General features: G+C 74.8%; 13 protein-coding genes. 5 read left to right on the plus strand and 8 right to left on the minus strand.

All coding sequences use genetic code 11. The annotated features are described in order from the left end of the window. Nucleotide 1 precedes the first annotated feature (1 nt). Genes SNE206_RS20005 through SNE206_RS20030 form a run of 6 tightly spaced genes read right to left on the minus strand, consistent with a single transcriptional unit; the run spans nucleotide 2 to nucleotide 7,749 of the window. Nucleotides 2-2,377 carry a family 43 glycosylhydrolase gene (locus SNE206_RS20005; protein ID WP_407914794.1) on the minus strand — a complete coding sequence of 792 codons (2,376 nt, stop codon included), beginning with the start codon at nucleotides 2,375-2,377 and terminating at the stop codon, nucleotides 2-4. Beyond that, complete coding sequence (locus SNE206_RS20010; protein WP_407914795.1) at nucleotides 2,374-3,885, minus strand: sulfatase-like hydrolase/transferase; 1,512 nt, start codon at nucleotides 3,883-3,885, stop codon at nucleotides 2,374-2,376. The genes SNE206_RS20005 and SNE206_RS20010 overlap by 4 nt, the downstream gene beginning before the upstream one ends. Next, nucleotides 3,882-4,889, minus strand: a complete 1,008-nt coding sequence (locus tag SNE206_RS20015) for an aliphatic sulfonate ABC transporter substrate-binding protein (protein ID WP_407914796.1) — start codon at nucleotides 4,887-4,889, stop codon at nucleotides 3,882-3,884. Before SNE206_RS20015 ends, SNE206_RS20010 begins: the two co-directional genes overlap by 4 nt. 49 nt (nucleotides 4,890-4,938) lie before the next feature. After that, entirely contained in the window at nucleotides 4,939-5,718 is a 780-nt protein-coding gene (locus tag SNE206_RS20020; protein ID WP_407914797.1) for an ABC transporter ATP-binding protein, read from the minus strand. Continuing rightward, a complete protein-coding gene (locus SNE206_RS20025) occupies nucleotides 5,715-6,512 on the minus strand; it encodes an ABC transporter permease (RefSeq protein WP_407914798.1) in 798 nt (265 codons plus the stop codon). Before SNE206_RS20025 ends, SNE206_RS20020 begins: the two co-directional genes overlap by 4 nt. A 25-nt stretch (nucleotides 6,513-6,537) precedes the next feature. Continuing rightward, nucleotides 6,538-7,749: an ROK family protein gene (locus tag SNE206_RS20030; protein ID WP_407914799.1), complete on the minus strand. Its 1,212-nt coding sequence runs from the start codon at nucleotides 7,747-7,749 to the stop codon at nucleotides 6,538-6,540. A gap of 282 nt (nucleotides 7,750-8,031) precedes the next feature. On the opposite strand from SNE206_RS20030, the gene SNE206_RS20035 reads away from it, so the two are divergent. After that, entirely contained in the window at nucleotides 8,032-8,604 is a 573-nt protein-coding gene (locus SNE206_RS20035) for an NUDIX domain-containing protein (protein WP_407914800.1), read from the plus strand. Nucleotides 8,605-9,017: 413 nt separating this feature from the next. On the opposite strand, the gene SNE206_RS20040 is transcribed toward SNE206_RS20035, so the two are convergent. Continuing rightward, nucleotides 9,018-9,938 carry an NAD-dependent epimerase/dehydratase family protein gene (locus SNE206_RS20040; protein WP_407914801.1) on the minus strand — a complete coding sequence of 307 codons (921 nt, stop codon included), beginning with the start codon at nucleotides 9,936-9,938 and terminating at the stop codon, nucleotides 9,018-9,020. 180 nt (nucleotides 9,939-10,118) lie between these two features. Here SNE206_RS20040 and SNE206_RS20045 point away from each other — a divergent pair, with 180 nt between their 5' ends. From SNE206_RS20045 to SNE206_RS20055, 3 genes are all read left to right on the plus strand, one after another. Further along, on the plus strand, nucleotides 10,119-10,883 hold the full coding sequence (locus tag SNE206_RS20045; protein WP_407914802.1) for a TetR/AcrR family transcriptional regulator: 765 nt from the start codon (nucleotides 10,119-10,121) through the stop codon (nucleotides 10,881-10,883). 145 nt (nucleotides 10,884-11,028) lie between these two features. After that, nucleotides 11,029-12,012 carry an aldo/keto reductase gene (locus tag SNE206_RS20050; protein ID WP_407914803.1) on the plus strand — a complete coding sequence of 328 codons (984 nt, stop codon included), beginning with the start codon at nucleotides 11,029-11,031 and terminating at the stop codon, nucleotides 12,010-12,012. A 201-nt stretch (nucleotides 12,013-12,213) separates the two neighbouring features. Beyond that, a complete protein-coding gene (locus SNE206_RS20055) occupies nucleotides 12,214-14,043 on the plus strand; it encodes a SpoIIE family protein phosphatase (protein WP_407914806.1) in 1,830 nt (609 codons plus the stop codon). 60 nt (nucleotides 14,044-14,103) lie between these two features. On the opposite strand, the gene SNE206_RS20060 is transcribed toward SNE206_RS20055, so the two are convergent. Next, entirely contained in the window at nucleotides 14,104-14,871 is a 768-nt protein-coding gene (locus SNE206_RS20060; protein WP_407914804.1) for a GntR family transcriptional regulator, read from the minus strand. 194 nt (nucleotides 14,872-15,065) lie between these two features. Between SNE206_RS20060 and SNE206_RS20065 the strand changes: the two genes are divergently transcribed. Beyond that, nucleotides 15,066-16,580 (plus strand): alkaline phosphatase family protein, encoded by a 1,515-nt coding sequence (locus tag SNE206_RS20065; RefSeq protein WP_407914805.1) that lies wholly within the window; start codon nucleotides 15,066-15,068, stop codon nucleotides 16,578-16,580. The last annotated feature ends 157 nt before the right edge of the window (nucleotides 16,581-16,737 follow it).

Here is a 16,737-nt window from a genome sequence, read left to right on the forward strand (position 1 = left end):
GCTACCCGGCGTACGTGCGGAGGTAGTCGAACCGGGCGGTCGCCCCAGCCTTGTTCATCGAGACGAGGCCGATCGTCAGCGGGCCCTTGACGGTCTGGGTCCACACCCCGGCGTACGTCCAGGTGACGCCGTCGCGGCTGGTGGCGGCCCGCACCTCGTGCTCGTTGTGCGCGGTGTCGAGGTGGTGGACGAGCCGCAGCCACAGGGTGTCGGCGGTCGGGCCGCCGAACATCGGGGCGTTGGCCACCGCGGTGGGCGGGGTGGTGGTCGGGCGTTCGCCCTCCTTGCCGAACTCGCTGACCTGCAGCAGCGCGCCGTTGCCGTTGGCCAGCGGCAGCACGGAGTGCACGAGCTTGAACCACCGGTCGTCGTTCTCGTACAGCACCAGGCCGGCCTGCTGCGCGGACTGTCCGGGCGCGAAGACCATCTTGGTCTCGACGGTGAAGTCACCCGCAGGGGCCGGGCGTTGCAGCACGGCGGCGGTGTTGTCGCCGAGGTACAGCTCCGCGGTCTGGGTGGGCCAGGTGAGTGACCCGGAGCCGGCGGTGACGCCGGCGGCGGGGCCGCGCACCCAGCTCCAGGGCGAGCCGGCGGTGGTGCCCGGCACGGTCGTGGTGCTGAACTCGTCGCTGTACGCGGGCAGCAGGGCCCCCGGGGCGGGGTCGGCGACACGTGCGGTGACCGGTGTGTACAGCGCGGTGGCGGTGGTGTTGTCGCCCGCGGCGCCGGGCCCGCGCGCCGCGAGGCCGACCGAGCCGGAGCGGGCCGCACCGGCGGGCACCGTGCGCTGCTGGACGGCGACCGGGTCGTGCAGCCGGTCGTGACTGACCTCCACGGTCAGTGTGGTGCCGCGGAGTTCGGCGGTGACGGTGTGCCAGGTGTTCCAGGTGAAGCCGGCGGGCAGGGCGGTGAGCTGCTCGCCGTTGGAGACGCCGCCCACGAGGGCTTCGGTGACGAGGGCGTTGCGGCCGCGGTCGAGCCAGGCGGTGACGCGGTCGCCGGTGCCGGTGTAGGCGAGGTCGAGCCCGGCGGAGCCGCCGGCCGCGGTGACCCGCAGTTCGGCCTCGGCGCGGACGTTCGCCGGTGCGCTCGCGGTGCTCACCAGGTGGGCGGGCACGGTGCCGCTGTCGGCGTGGACGGCGTAGCCGCCGGAGTCCTGCTCGGTGGGCGTGGACCAGCCGGCGGTGCCCGCGCCCTCGGCGCGCCAGCCGTTCAGGGTGCGGTCGTCGAAGGTGCCGCCGGCGGCCCAGGAGGTGACGGGGGCGGTCTGGGCGGTGTCGGAGGGACCGGCGCCGGCGCGCAGCACGGGCCAGCCGTTGATCCAGTCGAGGCGGTCGATCAGCAGCGGGCGGCGCGAGAGGTTGAGGGTGCCGCCGGAGGCCGGAGCGAGGTCCGGGGCCTCGGACGGGATGCCGTGGTAGACCAGCCAGTCCTGGCCGGCGAGGTCGGTCTGGATGCCGTTGTGGCCGGGGCCGATCCAGCGGTTGCCGTTGGCGCCCGCGACGAAACCGGCCTTGCTGGTCAGGGCGTTGAGGTCGGTGCCCTGGTCGTCGAGGAACGGGCCGGTGGGGCTGGTGGCGCGGCCGACCTTGACCTGGTAGCCGCTGAACGCGCCGGAGCAGCAGCCCGCGTCGGAGTAGAAGAGGTAGTAGTAGCCGCCGCGGTGGACGGTGAAGCCGCCCTCGACGCGCCGGCCCTTGGCGACCTGCGTGACGGCCCCCTGGGTGCGGGTGCGGTCCGGGCTCAGCTTGGCGACGCAGATGGTGTCGTAGCTGCCCCAGTAGAGGTACGGCTGGCCGTCGGTGTCGGTGAACTGGGCCTGGTCGATGTTGCCGCTGGGGCAGCCGCTGGGGGAGGGCAGGACGGAGCCGCCGTCGGTCCACGGCCCGGTCGGGGTGGGCGCGGTGGCGATGGCGACCGTGCCGGCGCCGGGCACCGAGTAGTAGAGGCTGTAGTGGCCGTCGAAGTAGCGGATGTCCGGCGCCCAGAGACGTGAACCGCCCTGCCAGGCGGGCTGGGTGGCGGGGGTGAAGACCTCCCCGGCGTAGTTCCAGTGCACGAGGTCGGCGGAGCGCAGGATCGGCAGGATGCGCTCGCCGTCCTCGCCCTTGCTCTGGAAGACGGGGTTCTGGGTGCCGTAGGCGTACCAGAGGCCGTCCTTGCCGCGGATCATGGTGGGGTCGGGGAAGGTGTCGACGGTGCCGGCCGACACCGGGTTGGTGTACGTGGCGGCCTGGGCGCCCGCCTGCGGTGCGGCCTGCGGCTCGTCGGCGCCGTGGGCGGCGGGCAGGACGCCGGTGGTGAGCCCGAGTGCCAGGGCACAGGCGCCGGCCAGCCGGAACAGCCGTCCTGTGCGGGTCCGTTGCGTGCGTGTCATGCCGTCTCCCTGGTCGTCGGGGCCGGGCCGGCCTCCGGGGCGGGGGCCGTGCCGTCGGGTTCGAAGGCGCTGAGGGTGGAGTCCTCGTGGTGGGTGCCGATGTCGTACATCGGGGCCATCCAGTGGTGGAAGTTGTCGCCGCGCTCCAGCAGGAGGTCGTAGAGCCGCCGGGTGAGGCGCGCGCGGACACCGGCGTACGCCGGGTCGGGGTGGCGGTTGACGAGCTCGTGCGGGTCGTCGTCGAGGTCGTACAGCTCGTTGACGGACTCCGGGTTGACGACGAGCTTGTACCGGTCGTCGCGGATCATCCGCTGCGGGTACGGGAAGTGGTGGCCGTGGAACTCGGCCACCAGCTCGGCCGGCCAGTCGGGGTGTTCGCCGCGCACCAGGGGCAGCAGGCTGCGGCTGTCGACGGCGGGCGAGGGGTCGGCGCCGGCGAGTTCGAGGATCGTCGCGGTGCAGTCGGTGAGCGAGACGAGCTCGTCGCGGACCTGCGGCGGCGCCCCGGGCACCCGGACGATGCCGGGGATGCGGTAGATGTCCTCGTACATCGCGGGGCCCTTGTCGTGCAGCCGGTGCGCCCCGGTGAACTCGCCGTGGTCGGCGGTGAAGAACACCGAGGTGGCGTCGGTCAGGCCGAGTTCGTCGAGCCGGGTGAGGATGCGGCCGATCTGCTCGTCGATCAGCGTGACGTACCCCCAGTAGACGGCGATGAGCTTGCGGCTCACCTCCGTCGGCATGGTGTCGAACGCCCAGTGGTCGCAGTAGTTCTGCTGCACGGGCGGCTTGCCCTCGAAGGTCTCGGCCGTCGACGGGGGCAGTTCGACGAGCGCCGGGTCGTACAGGTCGTAGTACGCGTCGGGCAGCAGGTACGGCAGGTGCGGGCCGAAGAAGTGGGTGGCGAGGAAGAACGGCCGTCCGTCCTCGGCGTACTGCTCCAGCTGCTCGATCGCGCGGGTGGCGAGGTAGTGCTCGAACGTCGCCTCGGCCGGCTGGTGGAGGCGGGCGGCGAGCAGGTTGCCCGGGTTGCCGTTGGGCGAGGTGCCGCGCACCGCATCGGAGATCCGGTACGGCGGCAGGCCGCGCTCCGCGAGGTAGGCGAGGTAGTCGGGGTGGTCGACGGGGTTGTGCCAGCCGGGCAGGTCGGGGCCGTCGAAGCCGTACGAGGCGGCGTTGCGCTCGGTGCCGCCGTGCCACTTGCCGATGAGGCCGAGCCGGTAGTCGCGGGCCTTCAGCGCCTCGGGGAAGGTGAAGACGTCCTCCCGGAGGTCCTCCAGGTAGCCGACGTTGCGTTCCTGGTTGGCCAGCAGGCGGTGGCGGAAGGGGTTCTGGCCGGTGAGCAGGCTGGCGCGGGCCGGGGTGCAGATCGCGGTCGGCGTGTAGAAGCGGTCGAAGCGGGTGCCGGTGGCGGCGAGCCGGTCGAGGTGCGGGGTCGCCACGTGCGGGTTGCCGTACGCACCGAGGGTGTCGACCCGGTGCTGGTCGGTCATCAGGAACAGCAGGTTCACTTGCCGTACGCCTTCGCGTAGGCGTCACCCGCGTAGTAGTCGGCCGGCGCCGGGGAGTTCTTCAGCTGGCCGGTGGAGACGAAGAAGTCGCCGAGGCCCTTGAGCCAGCCGTCGACCGTGCCGTCCTTCGTCTTGGCGACGAGGTCGGCGGTGGTCATGGTCTGCACGTTGGCGGCGTCGGCCTTGACCTTGGCCGGGTCGAGCTTGAGCAGGGCGGCGGCCTCGGCGACGGCCTCGTCGGGGTGGGCGGCACGCCAGTCGTTGGCCTCCTGCAGCACCTTGACGACCTTCCCGGAGAGCCCGGCGTCGGTCTTCGTGCCGGATACGAACGCGGTGGGGAAGGCCCGCCCGGTGAAGTCGCGGGTGCTGGCTATCTCGGAGAGGCCGGGCTTCTTCGCCTTGATGGTGTCGATCAGCGGGTACCAGATGCCGGCCGCGTCGATCTGCCCGGACACGAACGCGGAGACCACGGTCGACGGGTCCATCGGCACCTTCTGGACGTCCTTCGGGGAGAGCCCGGCCTGCTGGAGCGCGAGGTTGAGCACCATCTCGCCGGAGGTGCCGGCCGGCACGCCGACCTTCTTGCCCTTGAGGTCCCTGACCGAGGTGATGCCGGGCTGGGCGATGACGCGGTCGGCGTAGGCGAGGGTGTTGATCGCGACGACCTTCGCCTTGCCGGAGGCGGGCAGCCACAGCGCGCCGGGGCCGATGTAGCCGAAGTCGAGGTCGCCCGCGCCGAGGGCCTGGATCTGCAGCGGGCCGTTGGTGAAGACCTTCAGCTCGGGGTCGAGGCCCTGCTTCTTCCACAGGCCCTGCTTGTCGGCGATGGCGAGCAGGCTGGCGCCGTTGAAGTCGCTGATGTAGCCGAACCGCACCTTGGCGGTCTTCGCGGCGCCGTCGCCGGAGCCGGTGGAGGCCGTGGAGCCGGAGGAGCAGGCGGTGACGGAGAGCGACAGCACGGTCACGGCGGAGGCGGCGAAGAGGGCGCGACGGAGTGTACGCATGGCGTGGAAGGTCCTTAGGGAGGGCGGTGCGGGAGATGAGGGGGAAGGATCAGACGGTGGTGACGGCCGGGGTCTGGTGGTAGACGGCGTGCCAGACCTCGTTGCGGATCCGGCCGAACTCGGGGGAGAGCCGGATCTCCTCGGTCCGCGGGTAGGGCAGGTCGACGTCGACGATCCGGTGGACGCGGCCCGGCCGGGAGGCCATGACGACGACCCGGCGCGCCAGGTAGACGGCCTCGTCGACGTCGTGGGTGACGAAGAGGACGGTGCGCCGCTCCCGGCTCCAGGTGGCGAGGAGCTGGTCCTGCAGCTGGATGCGGGTGAGCGCGTCGAGCGCGCCGAACGGCTCGTCCATCAGCAGCACCTGCGGGTCCACGGCGTACGCGCGGGCGATGGCGCAGCGCTGCCGCATGCCGCCGGAGAGCGTCTTCGGCAGGGCGTCGGCGAAGTCGCCGAGGCCGACGAGGTCGATCGCGTGCTCGGCGCGGCGGCGGCGCTCGGCGGCCGGCACCTTCGCCAGCCGCAGCCCGAACTCGACGTTGCGGCGCACCGTCAGCCACGGGAAGAGCGCGTACTGCTGGAAGATGACGCCGCGGTCGGGGCCGGGCCCGGTGACGGGCCGGCCGTCGACGAGCACCTCGCCGCCGGTCGGGGCGACCAGCCCGGCGGCCATGCCGAGCAGGGTGCTCTTGCCGCAGCCGGACGGGCCGACGACGGTGACGAACTCGTTGTCCGCGACGTCGAGCGAGACGGCGTCGAGCGCGGTGAAGAGGGTGTCCCCGACGGGGTAGGTGCGGGAGACCGCACGGAAGGAGATCTTGCTGGTCATCGGCGTTCCTGCCATCGGGTGAGGCGGCGTTCGGCGAGCTGCAGCAGGCGGTCCATGACGAGGCCGAGGACGCCGATGGTGATCAGCCCCACGAAGATCGTCGGGAGGTCGTAGTACAGCTGCGCCTGCTGCATGCGGAAGCCCAGGCCCTCCTGGGCGGCGATGAGTTCGGCGGCGACCAGGGTGCCCCAGGCGGAGCCCAGGCCGATCCGCATGCCCACCAGGATGAACGGCGCCGCCGCGGGGATCACCACCCGGAGGAAGATCGCGCGGTCGCCCGCGCCGAGCACCCGGGCGGCGTCGACGAGGGTGACGTCGACGTCGACCACGCCCTGGAAGGCGGCCACCACGCTGGAGAGGAACGCCGCCAGGAAGATCACGAAGACCTTCGGCACCTCGCCGATGCCCAGCAGCACGATCGCCAGGGGGATCAGCGCCAGCGGCGGGATCGTCCGGAAGAACTGCACGTACGGCTCCAGCAGTGCCCGCGCCGTCGGGTACCAGCCCATCAGGAAGCCGACCGGCACGGCCGCCAGGGTGCCGAGCGCGAAGCCCAGCAGCACGCGGCGCAGGCTCGCCAGGGTGTCGTCCAGCAGCGTGCCGTCGGCGATCAGCTCCCCGGCCCGGGAGGCGACCGCGGCCGGTCCGGGCAGGCCCTGCACACCGGCCCGGGAGAGCAGCGACCAGGCGGCGAGGCCGGCGGCGACCGCCACCAGGTTGAGGGTCAGCGAGCGCGCCATCCGGCGGACCGCGGGGCGGGCGGCGGGCCGGGCCGCGGTGGTGGTCACGGCCATCGCGGTGCCCTTCGGTCGGTGCCGTTCACGGGGTGTCCTCGCCGTCCGGTCGGGTGGGGGTGCGGGGGTAGCGGGAGAGCAGCGGCGAGGCCTGCAGCACCAGCGCGATGCCGCCGAGGGCGCCGCCGTACTCGCCGAGGGCGGCGCGGCGCAGGTCGAGCCGGCTGCGGGCGAGCGGCAGCACGTGCGCGGCGAGCGCCTCCTCGACCGGGGTGAGCAGCAGCGCACCGGCCTCTGCCAGTTCGCCGCCGACCACGACCACGCCCGGGCCGACGGCGTTGCACACCGCGGCGAGCACGGTGCCGACATGGCCGCCGACGGTGCGCAGCACCCCGCGCGCGGCCTCCTCGCCGGCCGTGGCGGCGGCGGTGAACTCCGCGATGTCCGCGGCCCGTCCGCCCGCGGCCCGGTGGGCCTCCAGCACCGCGCCGACCGAGGCCACGGTCTCCAGGCAGCCGCGGCCGCCGCAGTCGCAGGGGGCGCCCGCCGGGTCCACGGTGATGTGGCCGAGCTCGCCCGAGAGGCCGTACGCGCCGCCGTGCAGGGCGCCGCCGACGACCAGGCCGCCGCCGACGCCGTGCGACAGCCGCAGGTACAGCACGTCGCGGGAGCCGGTGGCGGAGCCCCACACGGATTCGGCGAGCGCGGCGAGCCGGGTGTTGTTGTCGACCAGCACCGGCACGCCGAACGCGGCGCCGAGCAGCGCGCGCACGGGGCCGGTGCCGCCCGGGAAGCCGTCCGGCTCGCCGGGCGGGCCGACCGGCCCGACCACGCCCGCACCGATGCCGGTGAGCGAGCCCAGGCCGATACCGCCTCCGGCGAGGCCGCCGACCAGCCGTGCGGCGATGGCGACGCGCTGCTCCCACGGCAGCCCGGCCGGGTGCGGCTCGCCTGCCGAACCGACCACCTCGTGCGCCACGTTGACCGCGGCGACGTGCACCGCGCGGCGGGCGAAGTCGATGCCGACGGCCTGGCCGGCGGCGGGGTTGAGGCTCAGGGTCTCCACCGGGCGCCCGCGGCGGCCGGTGGCCTGCTCGGGGGCGGCCGTGACGACGGCGCCGCCCGCGACGAGGCCGCCGACGATGTCGGACAGCGTCGTGCGGGAGAGGCCGGTGTGGGTGCCGAGCCCGGCCCGGGTGAGCGGTCCGTGCCGCCGCAACAGGTCGAGGACGAGCGTCTCGTGGCCCTGGCGCAGCCGGGCCAGGGGGCCGTCGTGATGGTGCATGCCCCACAGCATGGGGAGCGCCGCGGATTAACGTCAACACTCCGGAATAAATGTCATACCGCCGCAACGGGCCGTAATGATCGGCAACACCGGCGCCGTGACGCCGCGTCGGACGGAATCGAAAAGCCGTCAAAGGCGGGCAATCGACCGGAACCTCCCGGCTTGAAGCCGAAGATCGAACATCGCCATGATCGGCCGGGCGGGGCCGGTGGACGCGGGACGCCGGGCAGGCCCGCCCCGCCCCGGCACCTTCCCCGCTGTTCCGCTCCGATCCGCACCGCCGGAGGGCCGCGCATGGCACCGACCACCCCGACCGCGCCGGAGGCACCCCTCCGGCCGTTCCTGCCCGCGGCGCAGTTCACCGCGGGCCTGCCCCGGCACGTCGTCTCGGCGGCCCTGCTGCTCACCGACCCGGCGGGCCGCGTCCTGATGCTGCACCAGGCCCGGCCCTACCCCGGGCACCCCGCCTGGTGGCAGCTGCCCGGCGGCCTCGCCGACGACGGCGAGCGGCCCCACGAGACCGCGGTGCGGGAGACCCGCGAGGAGACCGGCATCGTCGCGGACGGCCCGCCGCGGCTGCTCGCCGTCGACCACCGCGCGGCCGCCGACGGCTGGCCGCAGGTCATCGACTTCTGCTTCGACGGCGGCGTGCTGCCCGCCGGCACCCCGATCGCACTCAGCACCGAGCACGACACCCACGCCTGGCGGAGCCCCGCCGCCTGGCGGCCGCTGCTCCAGCCCGCTCAGCGCCCGTGGTTCCGGGCGCTGTCCCGCGCACGGCGGGCGGGCGTGCCGCTGCTGCTCAGCGACGGGGTCGAGCCGTCGGCCGCACCGGGCGTCCGGCCGGGAGCCCGGACGGGCGCCTGAACGGGGGCGCCGCGGGCCCGGCCGGGGCCGCCCCGGCCGCGGCTGCATCCGGGTGGTGCCCGGCAGCCGTCCGTGCGTGGGGTGTTGACCGTTCCCGCCATCGGTGCTCCGATCGGTGCACCGACGCCCGGAGGAGGAAGCGATGGACCTGAAGGACACGTGGTGGGCCTGGCTCGTGGCCCTGGCCGGCCTCGTGGTGCTGGCGATCCTCGGCGCCCACTGACGGGTCCGCCCGGGCCCGGCCGGCTGCGGGCGCGTCACCCGCGACCGCGCCCTCGCCGCCGCGCGGACCCTGGCGGAGGCGGGCCCCGCCCCGGCCTTCGCCCGCGTCTCCGGTGCGGGCACCGGCAGCAGCGCCGGCAGCAGCGCCGGCAGCAGCACCGTCAGCAGCGCCGGACCTTGTGCCGCCGGGGTCACCGGTGGGCGGCGACGAGGGCGTCGAGCACCTGCTCCCACGGCGTCGCCTCCAGGCCGAAGGTCCGCCGGGCGGCGGAGGAGTCCACCACGAACGGCCGGTCCAGCTGGTACGCGGTCTCCTTGAGCGCCCGGACGGTCGGGTTGACCAGGCCCAGCACCGCGAGCAGGGCGTCGGGCATCCGGCTGACGGTGACGGGCGGTACGCCGGCGGCCCGGCAGAGGTCGGTGACGACCTCGCGCTGCGTGCGCGGCGCGCCGGTGGGCGTGTGCCAGGCCCGGCCCCAGGCGCGTTCGTCGCTGCCGGCGGTCACCAGCATGCGGGCGGCGTCGAGGGTGTAGGTCCAGCTGTGCGCGGTGTCCGGGTCGCGCAGCACCTGCACGCCGCGGCCCGCCAGGGCGCGTGTGAACGCCCGGGAGTCGAGGGCGGCGACGGCGCCGGGGCCCAGGTAGTCGGAGCTGCGGACCTCGGTGGCCCGGATCCGCCCGGCCGTGTGCAGGGCGAGCGCGTCCTCCCACATCCGGGCGCGGACACGGCCCTTGACGGTGTGCGCGTTCAGCGGCGTCTCCTCCGTCATGGGGGCGGTGACCTCGCCGTACCCGTAGAGGTTGCCGACCGTGGCGAGCACGGCGCCCGAGCGCTCCGCGGCCTGCAGCAGCGCGGCGGCCAGCGGCGGCCAGTCCGTGGCCCAGCGGTGGTAGGCCGGGTTGGCGCAGTTGTAGAGCACCGCCGCGCCGGTCGCGGCCCCGGTCAGCGCGGCCGTGTCCGTGGCGTCGAGCCGGACGAGGGTGACGCCGGGCAGCGGGGCGGCGGTCGCGCCGGAGCGGGTGGCGACGGTGACCTCCTCGCCGCGCTCGGCGAGGAGACGGGCGGTGGCGGTGCCGACGGGTCCGGCGCCGACGATCAGGTGCTTGCTCACGGGGTCCTCCGAGGGGGTGGGTCGGGGTGTTGCGAGAACACCGTTCTCGCTCGACCACGAGACTGGCGGATACGGCTGCCGCTGTCAAGAACAGTGTTCTCGATCGTCTACTCCGTTCTCCTCCGAGACTGTCGTGCTCGAATGTTGCGGGTGTTCTCGCCGACTGCGAGGATGGGGCGCATGTCCACCGCGCCCAAGGCCCTCACCGCCCGCGAGCGGGCCCGCATCGAGTTCACCCGGGACATCAAGGAGGCGGCCCGCCGCCAGCTCGCCGAGCACGGTCCCGCCGGCCTCTCCCTGCGCGGGGTCGCCCGCGACACCGGTCTCGTCTCCGCGTCCGCGCTCTACCGGTACTTCCCCGGCCGCGACGCCCTGCTCACCGCACTCATCGCGGACGCCTACGACGCCCTCGGCGACGCCGCCGACGCGGCCGCCGCCGCGACGCACGCCGAGCCGCACCTCACCCGGTGGGCCGGCATCTGCCACGCCGTCCGCGACTGGGCGCTCGCCCACCCGCACGAGTACGCGCTGATCCACGGCTCGCCCGTGCCCGGCTACGAGGCGCCGCCGGACACCACCGCGCCCGGCATCCGCGTGCCCTTCCTGATCGGCGGCCTCTTCGCCGAGGCCGCCGCGGCCGGCGCGTACCACCCGTTCGACGACACCCCCGTACCCGCCGACACGCACCGCGCCCTGCAGCCCCTGCTCGGCCGCCTGCCCGAGGGGACCCCCGACGCCCTCGTCGTCGCCGGCCTCTCGGCCTGGACGTACCTCTTCGGCGCGGTCTCCTTCGAACTCTTCGGCCACCGCGCCGCGATCGTCGGCGACCACCGGGCCTACTTCGACCACGAGGTGCGCCGCATGGGCATCCTCCTCGGCCTCGGCCCCGACCGGTCCGCCCCCGACCGGCCCGCCCGCGCGGAAGCGGCACCGCCCGCATCCTGACGGCCCGCCGCGCGCCTGCGGCGGCACGGCCCCGCCCGCGGGCAGAATGCCGACCGCGGCCGCTGCCGGCCGCCGGCACGAGGAGGCCCCGGCGATGAGGACGCAGCGGCGATGAGGGCACGGTGGCGATGAGGACGCAGCGGCGATGAGGACGCACCGGCTCGGGCGCAGCCGTGTCGAGGTCACCCGGCTCGGCTTCGGCGGCGGGCCCCTCGGCGGGCTCTTCACCGCGCTCGACGACCGCACCGCCGAGGAGGCGCTCGCCGCGGCCTGGGACGCCGGCATCCGCACCTTCGACACCTCCCCGCACTACGGGCTCGGGCAGTCCGAACGCCGCCTCGGCGCCTTCCTCCGCGACCGGCCCCGCGAGGAGTTCACCCTCTCGACCAAGGTCGGCCGGCTCCTCGTCCCGCAGGACGCCGCCGGCCGTACGGACGACCGGTTCGTCGTGCCCGCCACCCACCGCCGGGTCTGGGACTTCTCCCGCGACGGCATCCTGCGCAGCGTCGAGGACTCCCTCGCCCGGACCGGCGCCGACCGGTTCGACGTGCTCCTCCTGCACGACGCGGAGGACCACCTCGACGACGCCCTGCGCACCGGCTGGCCCGCGCTCGCCGAGCTGCGCGCCCAGGGCGTCGTCGGCGCGGTCGGCGCCGGGATGTACCACCCCGGCCTGCTGGCCCGGCTGGTCCGCGAGACGGACGCCGACGTGGTGATGCTCTCCGGCCGGTACACGCTGCTCGACCAGAGCGCCCTCGACGACCTGCTGCCCGCCTGCACCGAACGCGGCGTCTCCGTGCTCGCCGCCTCCGTGTTCAACTCCGGCGTGCTCGCCGCACCGCGGCCCGGGCCCGGAGCGACCTTCGACTACGCCCCCGCCGCACCCGGGGTGCTGCACCGGGCCCACCGCATCGCGGACGTCTGCGAGGCGCACGGCGTGACCCTGCCGCAGGCGGCACTGGCGTTCCCGCTGCTGCACCCCGCCGTCGCGGGCGTCGTGGTCGGCATGCGCTCCGCGGGCGAGGTGCGGCGCGACACCGCGGACGCGGCGGTCGGCGTCCCGCCGCAGCTGTGGGCGGACCTCCGGGCCGGGGGACTGCTGGACGCCCGCCCGCCGGCGCCCGCCTGACCGCGGCCGGGGCGCACGCCCGCACCGCCGGGGTGCGCCGCAAGGCCGCGCCCCGGGCCCGGCCGCCCCCGGGGGCGTCACCCTGTCGCAGCGCGTTGGTGACACGGCCGGAGGGGCCGGGCGGGCAGACTTGGCAGCGCACGGCCCGGAACCGACGGCTCCGGGCCCTCGCCCACCGACCGGAGGTGCTCCTTGGCCCGCGTGCCGCTCCTGTCGCTGCGCGGGGTCTGCAAGCGGTTCGGCACCGTCCAGGCCCTCAGCAGCGTCGACCTGGACGTGCACGCAGGCGAGATCGTCGCCCTCGTCGGCGACAACGGCGCCGGCAAGTCGACCCTGGTGAAGACCATCGCCGGGGTCAACCCGCCCGACACGGGTGAGATCCGCTGGCTCGGCCGGCCGGTCTCCATCCGCCGGCCCCACGACGCCCAGGACCTCGGCATCGCCACCGTCTACCAGGACCTCGCGCTCTGCGAGAGCCTCGACGCGGTCGCCAACCTCTACCTCGGCCGCGAGCTGCGCCGCTTCGGCCTCCTGCGGGAGGTGGAGATGGAGCGCCGCTCACGGGCCGTGCTGGAGGGCCTCTCCGTCCGCCTCGCGAGCGTGCGCATCCCGGTGGCGTCGCTCTCCGGCGGCCAGCGGCAGGCCGTCGCCATCGCGCGCTCGCTCATCGGACGCCCGGAGCTCGTCATCCTCGACGAGCCGACCGCCGCCCTGGGCCTGGAGCAGAGCGCGCAGACGCTCGACATGATCCGGCGGCTGCGCGAGCAGGGCCACGCCGTCGTCCTCGTCACGCACAACCTCGACGACGTCCAGGCGGTGGCCGACCGGGTGGCCGTCCTCCGGCTCGGCCGCAACAACGGCTTCTTCGAGGTGCGGTACACCACGCAGGAGCAGATCACCTCCGCGATCACCGGCAGCCACGCCATGGCCGTGACGCTGCAGCAGAGCCTGCTGCCCCGCGGCCTGCCCGAGCAGAGCGCCGTCGACGCCGCCTACCGCTACCTGCCCGCCCACGCCGGGGTGGGCGGCGACTGGTTCGACGTCATCCCGCTCTCCGGCGCCCGCGTGGCGCTGGTGGTCGGCGACGTGGTCGGCCACGGCCTGCACGCCGCCGCGACGATGGGACGCCTGCGGACCGCGGTGCACAACTTCTCCGCCCTCGACCTGCCGCCCGACGAACTGCTCACGCACCTCGACGACGTCGTCAGCCGCATCGACCAGGAGGAGGCCGCCAACGGCGCGGAGTCCGCGATCATCGGCGCCACCTGCCTGTACGCGATCTACGACCCGGCCACCCGGCGCTGCCAGCTGGCGCGGGCCGGGCACCTCCCGGCCGTCCTGGTGCACGGCGACGGCACGGTGGAGATCCCGGACACGCCCGTCGGACCGCCGCTCGGCCTGCGCGGCCTGCCGTTCACCACCGCCGAACTCGAACTCCCCGAGGGCAGCCAGCTCGTGCTGTTCACCGACGGTCTCGTCGAGGCCCGCACCCGCGACATCGACATCGGCCTCGACCTGCTGCGCGCCGCCCTCGCGCACCCCGGCCGGTCGCCCGAGGAGACCTGCCAGGCGGTGCTGGAGGCGCTGCTGCCCTCCCGGCCGGAGGACGACGTGGCCCTGCTCGTCGCCCGCACCCGCGGCCTGCCGGTCGAGCGGATCGCCGAGTGGGACGTCCCCGCGGACCCGGCCGCCGTCGCCGCCGCCCGCGCCGCCGCCACCCGGCAGCTGGAGACCTGGGGCCTGGACGCGCTGGTGTTCAGCACCGAGCTCATCCTCAGCGAGCTCGTGACCAACGCGATCCGGCACGCCGCCGGGCCGATCCGGATCAGGCTGATCCACGACCTGGCCCTGATCTGCGAGGTCGGGGACTCCGGCAGCACCTCCCCCCACCTGCGCAACGCCTCGGCCACCGACGAGGGCGGCCGCGGCCTCTTCCTCGTCGCGCAGCTCTCCGAACGCTGGGGCACCCGGTACACCCCCGAGGGCAAGGTCATCTGGGCCGAGCAGAACCTGCCGCGCACCCGGGGCTGACCGCGCCGCCGCGCCCCTGGGGGAGTGGTGGAGCCGGGGGTGCGGTGGAGCCGGGCGGCGTCAGTCCGTCGTCGGCGCGGCCAGGTCGAGGGTGAAGCTGAAGCGGTCGCCCCGGTAGAGCGTCCGCACCTGTTCGAGGGGGCGCCCTGCGGTGTCCCGGCTGCGCCGGTGCAGCAGCAGCATGGGCAGGGCCGGCGGCGTGCCGACGAGCAGGGCCTCCCGCGGGGACGCCAGCACCGTCTCGATCCGTTCCTCGGCGCCGCCGAGGGCCACCCCCTGGTCGCGGAGGTACCGGTAGAAGGAGCCCGCCGGGTCGAAGTCCTCGTCCAGGCGCGGCACCCGGGCCACCGCGACCCAGGTGCTCTCCAGGCCGATCCGCTCCTCGTCGGCCCGCAGCACGCGTTCGAGGTGCCAGACGGGCTCGCCCCCGGCAACGCCCAGGCAGGCGGCGATCGCCGGGTCGGCGGGGAGGCGGTCGAGCCCGATGAGGGTGCGGTGCGGGCGCAGGCCCTGACGGGTGACACCCTCGGTGTAGCTGGCGAGCGACAGCGGCTGCTCGATCTTCGGCCCGGCCACCACGGTGCTGCGCCCGCGCCGCCGGAGCCGGCCCTCCAGCAGCAGCTCGCGCAGGGCCTGGCGGACCGTCGCCCGGGCGGCGCCGTAGCGGGCGGCGAGGTCGACCTCGGTGGGCAGCGCGCCGCCGGGCCCGAGCTCGGCGAGCAGCTCCCCGAGTTCGGCCTTGACCAGGTAGTACTTCGGCACGCGTCCGTGCTCCGGCACGCCGGAACGGACCGGCGCGGGCGGCGGGTGCGGGGTGCCGTGGCTCACGGCGCCACCGTACAGGCCGCCGCCGTGGGCAGGGTGACAGGCCGTCATCCGCATCACGGAACGGTAACGGGTATGGACTGAACTTCGAGAGCTGTTCATGCGGCGGTGCCTTCGGCGAGGCGTACGGCTCGCCGGCGGGCCCCACGCTCGGTGCCGGTGCCGTTCCGCACCGACCCCTCCACCGAGGAGCACCCGTGCGCATCCCCCCGCCCCTCCGGACCGCCCTCGCCGCCACGGCGGCCGCGGCCGTCCTCGTACCGCTGAGCGCCCTGCAGGCCGATGCCGCGACCGGCCCGTACAAGGGCCTGCCGAACGGCACCAAGCAGGCGAAGACCCTGGTCATCGGCATCGACGGCACCCGGTACGACAAGCTGCTCACCGCGGACGCCCCCGTCCTCAAGGGCCTGATGGCCGCCGGGCTCACCGCCCCCAGCAGCCTCTACGCCGACCCGATGGCGCCCACCCTCTCGGGCCCCGGCTGGTCGACCATCGCCACCGGCGTCTGGCCCGACAAGCACCTCGTCAAGGACAACACCTTCGCGGGCGCCCGCTACGACCTCTACCCGGACTTCGCCACCCGCCTGGAGGCCGCGCAGCCCGCCGCCTCCACCCTGGTCGTCGGCTCGTGGAGCCCGATCGCCGACACCGTGTTCCACGGCAGCCCCGACCTGCGGATCGCCGAGGCCGAGAACGACGCCAAGGCGGCCGCCGACACGGCCGACTACCTCCGCAACGGCAACCCCGACACCGCCTTCGTGCACTTCGACCAGGTCGACGAGGCCGGTCACGGCTACGGCGGCGCGAGCACGCAGTACGCCGCCGCGATCCACAGCGTCGACGCGCTGGTCGGGCAGGTCGTGCAGGCCGTCACCTCCCGTCCCACGTACGGCTCGGAGGACTGGCTGATCCTTGTCACCACCGACCACGGCCACACCGACGCGGGCGGCCACGGCGGCAACAGCGCCTACGAGCGGCAGACCTTCGTCATCGCGAACGGCGCCGGCTACCCGGCGGGCTCCGTCCGGCAGGACGTCAGGCTCGTCGACATCGCCCCGACCGTGCTGAAGCACGAGGGCGTCACCGCCGACCCCGCCTGGAAGCTGGACGGCAGGCCCATCGGCGAGATCGTGCCGGACGCCTTCGACGCCCTGCGCCCCTCGCTGCAGACCCGCGTCGACGAGACCGGCATCGCGGCCGCCACCAAGGGCTGGACGCACACCGCGCCGAGCGGCTGGAGCATCGACAACTCCGCGCTGCCGACCGGCGGCGTCACCGAATGGCGCGGCTGGGCCTTCGCCACCGACGAGTTCTGGACGGCCGCGCAGCGCGGCCAGGCGCGCGAGACCAACGTGCGCGCCCGCAACGTCTTCGCCGTCGCCGACTCCGACGAGTGGGACGACAGGACCCACGGCACCGGGCAGTTCGACTCCACCCTGATCAGCCCGGCCTACCCGGTCGCCGGCGCGACCCGGGCCACCCTGGCCTTCGCCACGGACTACCGGGTCGACGGCCCGCAGACCGGCGACGTGTACGTCGTCTTCGACTCCGGCACCCCGCAGCTGATCGCGTCGTACCGCGCCGACCGCAACGCCTTCGAGAGCATCCCGGTCACCGTGCCGGCCGGGGCCTCCACCGCCAGGCTGCGCTTCCGCTACACCGGCACCAACAGCGCCTTCTGGACCGTCGACCAGGTGGCGTTCACCCTCTGACGGCCCGGTTCCGGGCGGTCCTGCTTCGGGTGGCCCTGCTTCGGGCGGTCCTGCTTCGGGCGGTCCGCGTCCGGACGTGGCGAGCGGGGCGGTACGGGGTTCGTTCCCCGTACCGCCCCGCTCGGCGCTGTCTGCCCTATCGGCGCTACCGGCGGAT

The organism is Kitasatospora sp. NE20-6 (genome assembly GCF_045862635.1).